General features: G+C 37.1%; 10 protein-coding genes. 3 read left to right on the forward strand and 7 right to left on the reverse strand.

The genetic code is table 11. The features are described 5' to 3' along the window. The first annotated feature begins 228 nt into the window (after positions 1-228). The 3 genes from OZP07_RS17875 to OZP07_RS17885 are packed head-to-tail and all read left to right on the forward strand — an operon-like array spanning position 229 to position 4,657. Positions 229-1,248: a LacI family DNA-binding transcriptional regulator gene (locus OZP07_RS17875; RefSeq protein ID WP_281636177.1), complete on the forward strand. Its 1,020-nt coding sequence runs from the start codon at positions 229-231 to the stop codon at positions 1,246-1,248. A gap of 45 nt (positions 1,249-1,293) precedes the next feature. Beyond that, positions 1,294-2,283, forward strand: a complete 990-nt coding sequence (mgrA, locus tag OZP07_RS17880) for an L-glyceraldehyde 3-phosphate reductase (RefSeq protein ID WP_194642102.1) — start codon at positions 1,294-1,296, stop codon at positions 2,281-2,283. 28 nt (positions 2,284-2,311) lie between these two features. Continuing rightward, positions 2,312-4,657, forward strand: a complete 2,346-nt coding sequence (locus OZP07_RS17885; protein ID WP_281636178.1) for a glycoside hydrolase family 2 TIM barrel-domain containing protein — start codon at positions 2,312-2,314, stop codon at positions 4,655-4,657. A 67-nt stretch (positions 4,658-4,724) separates the two neighbouring features. Here OZP07_RS17885 and OZP07_RS17890 read toward each other — a convergent pair whose 3' ends face one another. The 7 genes from OZP07_RS17890 to OZP07_RS17915 form a co-directional block, all read right to left on the reverse strand. After that, on the reverse strand, positions 4,725-6,710 hold the full coding sequence (locus tag OZP07_RS17890; RefSeq protein WP_281636179.1) for an alpha-L-arabinofuranosidase C-terminal domain-containing protein: 1,986 nt from the start codon (positions 6,708-6,710) through the stop codon (positions 4,725-4,727). A 59-nt stretch (positions 6,711-6,769) separates the two neighbouring features. Continuing rightward, positions 6,770-6,904 (reverse strand): hypothetical protein, encoded by a 135-nt coding sequence (locus OZP07_RS22280; RefSeq protein WP_432419539.1) that lies wholly within the window; start codon positions 6,902-6,904, stop codon positions 6,770-6,772. Continuing rightward, positions 6,873-8,336, reverse strand: coding sequence for a putative Ig domain-containing protein (locus tag OZP07_RS17895; RefSeq protein WP_281636180.1), 1,464 nt, complete (start codon positions 8,334-8,336; stop codon positions 6,873-6,875). The genes OZP07_RS22280 and OZP07_RS17895 overlap by 32 nt, the downstream gene beginning before the upstream one ends. A gap of 47 nt (positions 8,337-8,383) precedes the next feature. Continuing rightward, complete coding sequence (locus OZP07_RS17900; protein ID WP_194642098.1) at positions 8,384-9,823, reverse strand: glycoside hydrolase family 28 protein; 1,440 nt, start codon at positions 9,821-9,823, stop codon at positions 8,384-8,386. 58 nt (positions 9,824-9,881) lie between these two features. After that, positions 9,882-11,447, reverse strand: coding sequence for a glycoside hydrolase family 28 protein (locus tag OZP07_RS17905; protein ID WP_281636181.1), 1,566 nt, complete (start codon positions 11,445-11,447; stop codon positions 9,882-9,884). 190 nt (positions 11,448-11,637) lie between these two features. Beyond that, positions 11,638-13,275, reverse strand: a complete 1,638-nt coding sequence (locus OZP07_RS17910; RefSeq protein ID WP_281636182.1) for a sodium:solute symporter family transporter — start codon at positions 13,273-13,275, stop codon at positions 11,638-11,640. 219 nt (positions 13,276-13,494) lie between these two features. Next, positions 13,495-14,643 (reverse strand): acyltransferase family protein, encoded by a 1,149-nt coding sequence (locus OZP07_RS17915; RefSeq protein WP_281636183.1) that lies wholly within the window; start codon positions 14,641-14,643, stop codon positions 13,495-13,497. Positions 14,644-14,662 lie beyond the last annotated feature (19 nt).

Below are 14,662 nucleotides of genomic sequence, written 5' to 3' on the forward strand. Positions count from 1 at the left end.
TTTCTTTTCTATTATAAACTTACGATGACACTACATTTCAAATCAAAAAAAAGGTATCAATACCGAATTTTCATCTATAAGAAACCCAAATAATAGTATAAGATAAATAGTATTAAGACAATTGGAATCTGCACTTAAAGACTGCTTTCTAAATCAGCAGTTTTTTTCAAGCAGAACGAATTGGTAAATTCAAAATAATAATCTATTTTCGTAATCGATTACGGAAAAATGAAAACAAAAATTACTATTAACGACATTGCAAAAGAATTAGGCATCGCTCCGGCGACCGTCTCTCGTGCATTAAGCAATCATCCGGAAATAAGCGCATCCACCAAGAAAAAAGTTAAAGCTGCTGCAGAACGCCTTGACTACAGACCTAATAAAATTGCTTCTTCATTGCGTTCGGGAAAAACAAAAATTATTGGAGTACTAATTCCAACTGCTGAACATTTATTTTTCGGATCAGTAATTCATGGCATTTCAAATTTAGCCAGCCAGCACGGTTATGATGTTCTTATTTATCAGTCCAACGAAAACGAAGAGTTTGAAAAAAAAGGAATTGATACATTTATTGGAGCAAGAGTTGATGGGATTTTAGTTTCAATTTCTAAAAACACAACCGATTTTTCACACTTCGAATCGGTCAAAAAGAAAAATATTCCAATTGCTTTTTTTGACCGTACCAATGATGATCTAGAAATTTCGTCCGTCTGCACTGATGATTATATGGGAGCCTTCATGGCAACTGAATCCCTTATAAAATCAGGATATCAAAGAATTGCTCATATTTCGGGCCCACAGCAAATTAAAGCTTTCACAGAAAGAATCCGAGGCTATAAAGCAGCTTTAAATGAGTACAATATTAATTTTGACCAAAATCTGATTTACAGCGGAGACATCAGTATTGAAGCCGGGAGAAAAGGCGTGCAGTATTTTTTAGAATTAGAAAAAAAACCAGATGCCGTTTTTGCCACAGAAGATTTTACGGCGCTTGGTGCTTTAAAGGAATTAAAAGAACGAGAAATTAATGTGCCTAATCAATTTGGAGTAATGGGTTTCTGCAATGATTTATTCAGTGAACATATTACGCCTTCCCTTTCGACTGTAGACCAAAAAACTGTCCAGATGGGCGAAGAAGCATTCAATCTCATCTATGAATTAATTTCAAAGAAAGGAGAAAAAATAAACCTGCAAAGACGAATACTAACACCAGCTTTAATTCTAAGGCAATCATCAAATAAGAACTAAAAAAAATTAATTAATCACCGTAAACGATTACGTAAACTAAAAAAAATGACATACCAGCCAGCCGCAAACAGATATGCCGATATGGAATACCGCAGATGCGGAAATTCAGGGCTTAAACTTTCAGCCTTTTCACTAGGCCTTTGGCACAACTTCGGACAAAACAGCGATTTTGAAAACAGCCGAAACTTAATAAAAACAGCTTTCGATAGTGGAATTACCCATTTTGATCTTGCTAATAATTATGGCCCGCCTCCAGGATCGGCAGAAGAATGTTTTGGGAAAATTTTAAAAACTGATTTCAAAAATTATAGAGATGAAATGATTATTTCATCCAAAGCCGGCTACACTATGTGGGACGGTCCTTATGGTGACTGGGGATCCAAGAAATATTTAGTTTCCAGTTTAGACCAAAGCTTAAAAAGAATGGATTTAGAATATGTGGATATTTTTTACCACCACAGACCAGATCCGGAAACTCCTTTGGAAGAAACAATGGCAGCTTTGAACTTAATCGTACAGCAGGGAAAAGCTTTATATGCTGGTATTTCTAACTATCGCCCGGCCGAAGCTGCAAAGGCTTTTAAAATATTGAAAGAAATGGGAACTCCCTGCTTAATTCACCAGCCAAAATATTCGATGTTCGAACGCTGGATTGAAGACGGACTTTTGGATTTATTAGGAAAAGAACAAGTAGGCTGTATCCCTTTTTCTCCATTAGCACAGGGATTACTAACCGATAAATATATAAATGGAATTCCTGCTGACTCAAGAGTTGCTACCAGCGGACAATTTTTGAATGCAAGTCACATTACCACTGAAAGGCTGGATAAAATCAAAGCATTAAATACTATTGCAGAAGAAAGAGGTCAAAAATTAGCACAAATGGCATTGGCCTGGATTTTACGTGACCCTAGAGTGACTTCGGTATTAATTGGTTCCAGCAGACCTGCGCAAATTTTAGATTCAATTAAAGCCTTAGAAAATACCGCTTTCAGCGAAGAAGAATTAAAAAAGATTAATCTGATTTTAAAATAAGAATTTTAAAAACTTAAACCCCAAAAGAATGAAGGATTTAAAAAAAACAAAGGTGCAGCTATTTATACGCTGCTTCTTATTTGTTTTGGTATTTACAACGACAGCCGTTTTTTCTCAAGGACGAAAAACAATCCCCTTTGATGCCAGCTGGCAGTTTAAAACAGGAGAAATCGCTAATGCCGAAAAACCGACATTTGACGACAAAACATGGAAAACACTTGATGTGCCGCACGATTGGAGTATCGAAGGTCCTTATGACCGAGAAAACCCGTCTGCCCGTGGCGGCGGTTATCTGCCAGCAGGAATTGGTTGGTACCGCAAAACCTTCCAATTAGATTCTACCGACGCTAATAAAATGTTTTCCATAGAATTTGATGGTGTCATGGCAAACAGCGATGTATGGATTAACGGTACCCATTTAGGCAGACGCCCTTATGGCTACATCAGTTTCACGTATGATCTTACTCCTTATTTAAATTTTGGAAAAGACAAAACCAATGTAATTGCAGTTCGAGCTGATAATTCAATTCAGCCTGCTTCCCGTTATTATACCGGTGCCGGAATTTATCGTCATGTACGATTAACTGCTGTAAATACTACACATTTTAAACATTGGGGGACACAGATTACAACTCCAAATGCGACGACTCAAAAAGCCATTGTAAATATTAAAACTGAGATAGAAAACAGCGGTGCTGCCGGAACTTATAAATTACAGATTGATATTATTGACAGCAAAGGAAAGGCTGTTAAATCAATCGAGAGTCAAGAGAATATTGATAAAACAAGCAATTTATCTAAAGATATTGAAATTCAAAATCCTAAATTATGGGATATTGAAGCCCCGAATCTCTATACTGCGGTAACCAAACTATATTCCGGCAAAACACTTATTGACAGCCAAACGATTACATTTGGAATAAAAAATGCCGAATTTAGAGCCGAAACCGGTTTTTGGCTGAATAATAAAAATTACAAAATAAAAGGAGTCTGCCTTCATCACGACGGAGGTGCTGTTGGCGCTGCAGTGCCACTAGGCGTTTGGAAAGAGCGGTTGAAAAAATTAAAAGAAGTGGGTGTGAACGGAATCCGTACCTCACACAATCCTGTAGCTCCAGAGTTTCTTGATTTGTGCGATCAAATGGGATTTGTGGTTATGGACGAAACTTTCGATACCTGGACAGCCGCCAAGCATAATGGCGAAAAAGGATATAATTTATACTTCAAGGACTGGTGGGAACAAGATACGAGAGATATGATTTTGAGAGACCGAAATCATCCTTCAATTGTTATTTACAGCATAGGGAATGAAATCCATGATGACCTTAGTTATCCTGAAGGCTACAAAACTTATAAAATGCAGGAAGATGTTGTAAAAAAATACGACAGCACCAAGCCTGTAACCATGGCTCTTTTCAGACCAGCAAATTCCAAAGTATATCTTAGCGGTTTTGCAGAACAAATGAATGTTGTAGGGCAAAATTACCGTGAAAACGAATTAATTGCCGCGCATGAAGAGCATCCAACCTGGAAAGTTATTGGTACCGAAAACACTCATGTGATCAACCAATGGCTGGCTTTGAGAGACAAACCTTATATGGCTGGGCAGTTTTTATGGACGGGCTACGATTATCTGGGAGAAGCCGACTGGCCAGAAACCACCAATAATCAAGGGCTGTTTGACAGAGCTGGAAACTGGAAACAGGAGGCACTGCAAAGAGAAAGCTGGTGGTCATCAAAACCTGTGGTGCATATTGTGAGAAAATCAGATAATGCTGGGGCTGGATTCTGGATTTCTGATTGGACTCCAAGTGATTTTGACACTTATGACAATGCCAAAATAAATGTTTACAGTAATTGTGACGAAGTAGAGCTTTTTCTGAACGACAAATCATTAGGAACATTAAAAAAACCGGCAGATGATTCACCAAGAGAATGGAATGTCACTTTTGAACAAGGAACAATAAAAGCAATTGGAAAAAACAACGGAAAAGCTGCAGCCAAGGAAGAACACACTTCTGCCGGAAAACCAGCCAAAATTATCCTGACCAAAAGCAATGCAGTACTTGCCAACAACTGGGACGATGTAAACTTCATTACCGCGACCATTGTTGACGAAAAAGGAATCAGATGCGCTAATGCCGATAATCAGATAAAATTCACAATTACCGATTCAGGCAAAATCATTGCTGTAGACAATGGAAATATCATAAACCACGATGGTTACCAAGGCCCAGCTGTAAGAGCTTATCAAGGAAAAGCAATCGCGATTATTAAAGCAGTAAAAGATAACGGCACAATAACCGTTAAAGCAGATGCTGAAGGTTTAGAACAAGGCTCACTGCCTGTCGAGATTGTTTCTGATAAAAAATAGACTTACTTCCAATAACTAAAAAAGCTTCAGATTCCTCTGAAGCTTTTTTAGTATCTATCATTATTTATTATTTCATCTTAATTTTCAATACAATAACCGAATAAGCAGGCAGATTAAGCTGTGCTTTCTCCCCTTTCAAATTGTATTCGCTTTCTGTCGGACTTATTTTTTTAGGAGAGGCAAAAGTATTTTCATCCTGTAGATTTGGGCTGGTAAGCGTAATTATACTTCCTTTTGACAATAATTTACTTCCTTTTAAATCAACAGTAACTTCTTGTGCTGTAGCAGCTGTATTTACCAGTTTTACAATTATTTCTTTAGAATTAACATCTTTCACCGCAGAAGCATACAAACTGTTTTGTCCTGTCAGCGGCTGTCCGTCTTTAGTAATAGATAATAAATCAGTTCCTTTATTGAGAGAAAACAATTTTTGAACATAATAATTAGCAGAGCCAAAAGCTTCCAAATTGTTGAACCAGATCATATCCGGTGTCCATTGCCAGGCATCTTCATGAGCCATTAACGGAGCATAAGAACACAAATTCACCACTTCGGCATTTCGTTCCAGTCCGGTCATGAAAGCGGCTTCAGAAAAGGCACATTCCCAATTGTTTCTATTACTTGACTTATCAGCTGCAGGGCTTTGAGCTGCATATTCTCCGGCAAATATTTTTGGCCCTTTACGGTCGTATTTGTCATAACGGGCAGCATTTTCTCTAAACCACTGCGGGCTTTTATAATAATGTTCATCTATCAGTTCGGCATCCAGCTTTTTAAGTTCCTGCATAGCAAAATCAAAATGCTCGCCATCTGGAGATGGTCCGCTTCCTGACACTATAGTTATATTTGGATATTTTGCCTTAATTGCTTTTTCAAAAACTTTATACCTTTCTATATAATCCGGTCCCCATTGTTCATTTCCTACTCCAATGAATTTAAGATTAAATGGTTTTGGGTGTCCCATATCCGTGCGGAGTTTCCCCCAAGCTGTCGTCTCTGCTCCATTAGCAAATTCAATTAAATCCAGCGCATCTTGAATATACGGATCTAATTCTTCTACTGGAGCTAATTCACCAGTATTGTACTGACAAGCCATTCCGCAGCTTAAAATAGGTAATGGAGATGCCCCAATATCTTCTGAAAGCTGAAAATATTCATAGAATCCCAAACCAAAACTCTGAAAATAATCAGGAGTCTGCTTATTGCTGAACTCCACATTCCAGCGGTTCATCATCGTTCTTCTATCCTCAACATTTCCTACTGATTTTTTCCACTGATAACGGTCTGCCAAAGTTCTTCCTTCTACAATACAGCCACCTGGAAAACGTAAAAATCCTGGTTTCATATCATACAAAAGCTGTACAATATCTTTGCGCAGACCATTTTTTCTATTCATCCAGGTATCTTCCGGAAACAGTGAAATCATATCTAAATCAATAGTTCCAGTCCCTTCAAAAGTTATTTTTAATTTTGCTTTTGCTTCAGTCTGAGTTGCTGTAAATTGTGCAGTATAGTATTTCCATTCATTTGATGCCGGCACAATACTGGTTTCACCAATAACTTTCTTGTCTTTATCAATAAACTGAATGATTATTTTTTTTATGGCTCCGTCATGATTAGCCGCCTTCAAAGAAAGATTGTATTTCGCATCTTTTTTGACACCCATTCCTCTAAATCCTTCATTGATAATCGTATATCCTTTGTCATCATTTATAAGAACTCTGCAAAAATTAGTATTGGTTTTATTTCCCGATACTTTGATAGGAACTGCAGTACCCGACTGCATATTCAAAGAAGACCTTTTTGTATTAGGCTGCTCCCATCCCATTAACGGTTTATCAAATTCGAAGGAACGGTTTTTTACCATTTCGGCATACAGTCCTCCGTCGGCGGCAAAATTGATATCTTCAAAAAACAGACCAAACATCGTGGGCTGGATTTTGGTAATTGTTTTAGTAACGTCTACTTCTAAATTTGTCTTTTGGGCAAATCCATAAAGACCATTAAAAAGCAAACCGCCAATGATAATTTTTGTAATTATATTGTTTTTCATTATGTAGATTTTATGTTGAAACATGTTCAAATGTATCAATATTTAAATATTTAAAAAACTTATTTCGATAATTTTAAAAGCATGACTCCATGAGGATTTACACTAACTTTTATTTCATCTGAGAACTCTCCGAGATCTTTCTGACGCCAAACATCTCTGATTTTATATTTTTTCAAAAAATGAAATTCTTTCAATTTTCAGCGTATATTCTTTTGTTAAATCTGTGGTATTGAATATTCCAACAGCGATACTACCGTCAAAAAGTGCTTTGTACATTACTCTGATCTCATCACTTTTTAACCAAAATTTATCTGCTGAAATTCCTAACGGATCCTGATCAATATCAATTACTTCATTATTTGTAATTAAAGATAATGTAAAATCATCCAGTTCATCTAAATTACAGCTTATTATAAGTGGAGCTGCCTGCAAAGCCCAAAAACTAACTTGTGAATATTGCTCATCAGCTGTTAATTTTGATGGTACTGTTTTCTTGACAAAGCTGTTTGGAATTCCAAAATTCCCTATTTGCAGCATGTCAGGATCACTCCAATGTCCTGGTCCCACATAAGGCCTCCACTCGAATTGTGTATCAACTATGCTTAGAACTTTCTCCCATTTGTCCTCAATATCTGTAGTAGTTCTCCATAAATTGGAATAAGCAGACAATCCTTCTGCATTTGTAATTGGAGCATTATTAGAAACCGAAAATACGATATCACGACCTTTTCCTAACAAATCTTCAGAAAATCTTTTTGTAGTCTTGATATCATTTGGTTTCCAATCGACCTTAACAAAATCAAATCCCCATTCTGCAAATTGCTTTGCATCTTTGTCTAAAAACCAATATTCTCCAATTCGCGATAAATTTTTACGGTGTACCCCAGGATAACTTCCTGATATTTGATTGACTTGTTTTCTGTCTTCTTTCGAAATTGCAAATACATCATAATTTCCTTCTGCATTGTCGCAGGTTCCTCCTGTAAATCCGGCATAAGAACTAACCCAAGGCGTTGTATAAATTCCAATTTTCATACCGAAACTATGAACATAATTACAAAGACCTTTCATATCAGGGAATCGTTCATTGGATTGCAGTGCAAGATCTTTTCCTTCTCTTTTACCTTGCCAGCAATCATCAATATTAATATAATTCCACCCGTAATTAATTAATCCTAATTTTTCAAAAGCTACAGCTGTTTTACGAATTTTATCATCGGCTACGGATTCTGACCAAGAATACCAGCTGTTCCATCCCATTGGCGGAGTTAAACAAATTTTATCTCCAACTTTAATTTTCATTTCACGTTTATCGGATCCTAATTTATTTGTCGCTTTTAAAACGACTGTAAAATCACCCTTTTCTTTTAAAACTCCAGTAATCACACCATTTCTGGAATCAACAGATAAGCCCGAAGGCAAATTATCAACACTGTAAACCAAAGTACCTTCTCCAGTTGCAGGAATTTTATAAATGAATTCACTGTTTGGACGCACTCCAAAAACGCGAACGGCATTAACTTTAGGAAATCTCCCCGGTTTAGGCGTTAAAATACTCTGATCGTTATCCTGCGCCTGAGCGACTATTAAAAAAAAACAGCAAAAGAAAGCTAAAATATTTTTCATTATATTTTGATTTTAAAGAAAAACTTAATGTTTTATTTAAAATATTATTACTTTTTCACCGCTTCATATTTATCCGGAAAGGCCGATTCTCCATCTAAATTATTCACTTTCAAAACATCTACATTTTTGCTTTCGACTGCATGTTTGAAATAGTCCTGTTTGTTATTTCCCCAGCTCACTGAACAATTCTGAACTTTTATACTTTCTGCGGTATCAAAATAAAATCCCGATGTACTGCCTTTTACAAAACCATCCGCTTTTGAAGGACGGCGGTCATAAACCCCGCCTGGGAAATTGGATGTTTTATCAATAGAAACACTCACTCCCTCAAAAACTATATTCTTAATTTTATCCTTCGATTCGCCGCTCACATAAACACCATTTTCACCTGTACATTGGATATTGGTAAAATAAATATTGCTTACTGTCCCCACTTTTCCTTCAGTTGCTCCTTTTGGAAAACGCCAGTTGGCATCTTTGTGGTTGCCGCTCGCACGACTGTAAGCAGTTACATAAATAGGTTCTGCTTTTCCCCACCAGGTATCGGTCTTTAATTTTCCTTCAATAATCATATTCGAAAAAATCACATCGCTCACCGTTCCTTCATCACGATTTTGAATTCCTACACCGCGGTTACTGTTTTTAATAATGCAGTTATTAATAATCACCTGTCTGATGGCATCCATATTCTCTGAACCAATCTTGATGGCACAGCTGCTGCTGGTCATGGTACAGTTGGTCACAACAATATTCTCACAGGAACCAAATTCTTCAAATTCTCTTCTGTTTTTTAGGCAGATGCAGTCATCACCGCTTTCTATATAACAATCGCTGATGCGGACATTCTTGCTGTGGTCAATATCAATTCCATCACTGTTGCGGACTTTCAGGCTGTTCAACAACGTTATTCCGCTAATGACAACATCATTGCACCCAATAAGATGAACGGTCCAATAGGCCGAATTTCCAATATGGACATCTCTTATTCGAATGTTTTTTCCTCCAATAATTGTAAGCACATGAGGACGCGGGTCCAGGATATTGAAAGGTTTCAGTACATAAGCATCTTCCTCTTCGGCACCCATAAAGGAAATTCCGTTTCCGTCTATTTTTCCGCTGCCGCTAATGGTAAAATTCTCGATGTTTTTGCCACCAATCCAAATTGTTCCCTCACCTTTGTTGGCACGAAAAGCACTTTCGGTGTATAATTTTTCATCCGGGCTTGCCAAAATTTTAGCACCTCCCTCGATATGCAGATCTACATTTGATTTCACATTGAAAGGTCCTGTCAAAAAAGTAAACGGAGCTGGTATCAACACCTGTCCGCCTGTAACACTGCAGGCATCAATCGCTTTTTGAATCGCAATGGCATCATTCGTTTTTCCGTCACCTTTGGCTCCATATTTTTTAACGTCATATACTTTTTGCGCAGCAACGCTCAGTGACAGGCAAAAAACGATCAAAGTAATTACATGTTTCTTCATCATATTTTTTATTTATTAAAAGATTATTTTCAAATCTTTATTTACTATTTCAAAGTCTAAATCACCTCGCAGGCAATTCAAACGTACTCTGTTTCGGTTCACTTTTTCTTTTTGAAGCTTCTGCATCAAGGTTACTTGAAGGAACATCTTTAAAAATAATCTGATTGTTTTTATCCGAAGGAACATCAATTTTTTCCATCACAAGTCCTTTTACATCATCAAAAACAAATGCCGGACGAAAATCCTCCTTTTCAAGCGTCAGTTTTATATTCTTCATTTGGATTCCGTCAACATGACGAACGTAAAATCCCCAGGACGGCAGTTCACCAAACATCGTAAACTCAGGATATCCTTTTATGTTTTCCAATACGTCTTTTAAACGCCATAAAGGCAGATATGCCATACCCTTCGAAGCTTTTCCCGAATACTGGATTTCAATATTTTCCAAAGTTACGTTTTCGATGGAATGTCCAGGAATTCCAGCAATGGAAGCAGGAAATGGATTGTGGAAATAATCTACTTCCGGACCTCTTAAATCATAATCAATATCGGGACGGCCAAAAGGAACCTGCACTTTTATATTTTTTACCGATACATTTTTGATATAGCCTGGCTTCTCTCCGTTTCTATGTCCCAATCGAATCAGAACCGCATTTCCAGTATTTACGGCAGTAATATCCGAAACCTTGATGTTTTCAATTTCGGCACCATCCACAGATTCAATGGCAACAGCCGATCTAAAAGTATCAAATACCTTAATGTTTTCTATCGTTATATTTTTGAAACTTCCATAGGAACCAGTCCCGAATTTGACAGCACAGGAACTGGAACGAATGGAACAATTAGCTATATAATAATTGTCGTTATACAGTCCCGGAGAATCCGACTTCAGGCAAATACCGTCATCGGCAGCATTGATATCGCAATTGGTTACGCGGACATTACTGCATCCATCCATATCAATACCATCATTATTCCAATAAGCGCGGCTGTTGACTTTAACATAATCGACGACTATATTTTTTGATTTCCGCATTGAAAAAACCCAGCCCGGACTGTTTTTCAGCAGCACATCTGTCACTTTAATAGAATCACATTCTGAAAGAAAAATCAATTTTCCCCTGCCGTCATTCGGGCGGAGTCTCCTGTAATTGTAACTTGGGTCTATCCGCACTCCCGTATGATGCAGACTGTCAACCGCCAAAGCCAGCTCACGCCCCTGACCATCGATAATTCCTTTTCCAGTAATGGCAATATTTTTTTGAGCGTGGGAAATTATCAGTGCGCGTGCATCATTGTATTTTGGATAATCATCGGGATTTGTGCTTCCTAACAGCGTACTTCCTTCTTCAAAAAAAAGCTCAACTCCGCTTTTTAATATAATGCTCCCAGATAAAAAATTTCCTTTCGAAAAAACAACTCTTCCGCCTCCTTTCTTATTGGCAGCATCAATTGCTTTCTGAATCGCTTGAGTATTTAGCGTTTTACCATCAGCCACTGCACCAAAAGCCGTAACCGGAAAATCTTTTCTTTTATTGGCAAACATTTCCGAATTGAAACTGAGCTGAAAAAGAAAAAGCAAAATGATATAACTCTTAAAAATTTTACTGCTGGTATTCAAAATCATTTTATTCTTATTTAATAATTTGGTTCTACTGGGAATTTTATGAACATTCATATTTTTTTCTACCATTAAGACATTAAGGTTCATTAAAAAACAAACAAAACCTTAATTTTCCTTAATCCCTTAATGGTTAAAAAATCAAACTGTCTTTCACATTAAAACATCAGAATCGGATAAGAAACTGTTCCAAAATTTACCAAAAAACAGTATATAAAGCTACTAATATACCGCTGATGATGAATGACCCAATAACAAACTCAGATGACACTTTAAACAATGCAGTATCAACTTCAATTTTGTGTGCTTCGTGCTGTTCTTTTGGCTCAGGTTTTAAAAGACTTATTGCCACCATTAACAATACTATGATGAAGAAAGCAATTGTCATTCTGTCCAAAAACGGATAATCAGGAAAAGCACCATTGGTCCACATCGGCAGGAATTTTAATACTGCCGCGATAGGAACCGTAAGGAAAGCACCGGCAAGTCCTGCTGATGCAGTAGTCCTTTTCCAGAACATTCCCAATAGAAAAATAGCAAGAACCCCTGGCGAGAAAAACCCAACATATTCCTGTATAAACTGATAAGCCTGATCTAATGATTTTAATGCAGGAGCAACTACAGCCGCAATAGCCATACAGATTACTACGCACCATCTTCCAGTAAGAACCAATTTCCTTTCCGAAGCATTTGTATTAAAATATTTTTTATAAATGTCTAAAGAAAAAATTGTCGAAATACTGTTTGCCTTACCTGCCAAAGAAGCAACAATTGCCGCTGTCAGAGCTGCCAAGGCTATTCCTTTTAATCCGGCAGGCAGTAAATTCATCAAAGTTGGGTAAGCGTGGTCAGGTTTCAGTACACCTGCAGCATCTACCATTTCCTGCTGAAACATTCCGTTTTGATGCATTACATACATAGCGATACCCGGCAGTACAGCAATAATTGGGACTAATAACTTTAAAAAAGCAGCAAACAGAATACCTTTACGAGCCGTTTTCAAATCGGCTCCCAAAGCTCTTTGAACAATATACTGATTACAGCCCCAATACGCCAGATTATTAATAAGCATTCCGCCTATAAGTACAGACATTCCCGGAAGTTCTACATAATGAGGACTGGATTTATCAAATATCATGTGCAGGTGATCTGGTGCTTTTTCAGCTATAACTGACAGCGCTTTAAAAATGTCTTTCCCAAAACCAAACTGCTCCGAAAGCAGAGTCAGCGACAAATAAGTAGTAACCAGACCTCCCAATATTAATACTACAACCTGAAAAATATCGGTGTACCCTATGACCTTCATTCCGCCCAAAGTAACAATAACCGAGAACAGACTCAATCCTATAATACAAAATTCAAAACTAACTGGTGCGATAGACGAAATTGCCAAAGCCCCTAAATAGATAATGGAAGTAAGATTTACAAACACATATATCAATAACCAAATGACCGCCATTATAGTACTTACGGAACCATTGTATCTTTTTGCCAAAAACTGCGGCATCGTAAATATCTTGTTTTTAAGATAGACCGGTAAAATAAATATGGCTACCAAAATTAATGTAGCGGCTGCCATCCATTCGTAAGATGCAATAGCCAGTCCCAGTGCAAAACCAGAACCGCTCATTCCTATAAAATGTTCTGCCGAAATATTGGACGCTATCAATGAAGCACCAATAGCCCACCAGGTGAGTGATCCTTCAGCCAGAAAATATTCCTGAGAACTGCTCGATGTGTTTTTCTTACTCCTATAAATATACATTCCATAGGCTGTAACTAAAACAAAATAAATAAAGAAGACTATATAATCTGCGGTTTGTAATACGTTCATAATTAGGTTGGTTTATTTTTAGTTAATAGGTAACTTGACTTAAATATTTAATTTTATCTTTTAACACATAGACATGGTTTTAGTTTAACCAAAAAGAAGTTTCTGTTTATAAACAATCTCACAGCATCAATGTGAAAATTTATTGTTTCTAAAAAAACTCAGATCCGAAGTTTAAAACCTATGTCTCTTTGTGTTAAATAGTTCTTTATAACATGCAGCTTAGACTTTAAAAAACCATTTTCTTTTGTATAGAAAATAAAGCAAAATGAATTGAATTAATGTTACCGACATTGCTGTAAAGACTGGCTGCCAGACAATCGGAGAGAACTTAATCAGTCCGCCAAATACGAAATCTGCAGTATGTCCAAAATTTACTAAGCCTTCGGATGCCATATAAATCAGTATAGAATTGGAGCCAATTAACAGTAAAGGGAATGCCCATTTACGAAAACCCAATACATCAATTATCAGGTAGAAAAAAGTAAAAAACAAAATACTGAATCCCCCGACAAAACATACAAAAGAACTTGTCCACAAACGTTTGTTGATTGGAAAACTATAATCCCAAACAAGCCCTAAAGCAATCAGAGCAGCTGCTGCTGCAATCATTATCAATACTGTTTTATTTGTCGAAAATTCATTTGCCCTGCTTTTCAGAAAAGTTCCTAAAAACACGCCCAGCAAAGCAGTAGCAACAGCCGGTATGGTCGAAAACAATCCTTCGGGATCATATACTTTACTGTGTAATCGCCCTGGCAGAAACAGCTGATCTATATAGCTCGAAAATGATCCTTCCGGCGTTAAAATACCAGCTCCAAAATTTGGAACTGGTACTAACTTCATTACTGCATAATAACCAACCAAAATGCCTACTAACCAAAGCACTTGTTTTTTTATATCAAAATTTAAATAGATAATTCCTGCAAAAAACCAAGCAAGTCCAATACGTCCCAATACACTTGCAAAACGAGTCTGACTGTATCCGTCAAACTTCAATAATCCATTGACAATAAATCCTAATAGCAATAGTTTACACGTTCTTTTAACCATGGTGAGGTATATTTTTCGTTTTTCTTCTGCTGGCAGTTCCATTGGTGTATTCACTCCTGCAACACTCATTTTCTTTTCGAAAGAAAAAGGCATTGAAACTCCTGCAACAAAAAGAAACACTGGAAATATCATGTCATAAAACGTAATACCGTTCCAGTCTGTATGATGCAGCTGTGATGACATCCATACAAAAACAGGAATTGGCGCGGCTTTCGCCAAAGCATGTGCAATGTGCTCTCCGCTCATAATCCAAAACATAACAAATCCTCTTAGAGCATCCAGGGAAACTAACCTTCCATTTGTATTTGTATTACTCATATTTTACTTATTTAAAAGC

Source organism: Flavobacterium marginilacus (assembly GCF_026870155.1).
Taxonomy (GTDB): domain Bacteria; phylum Bacteroidota; class Bacteroidia; order Flavobacteriales; family Flavobacteriaceae; genus Flavobacterium; species Flavobacterium marginilacus.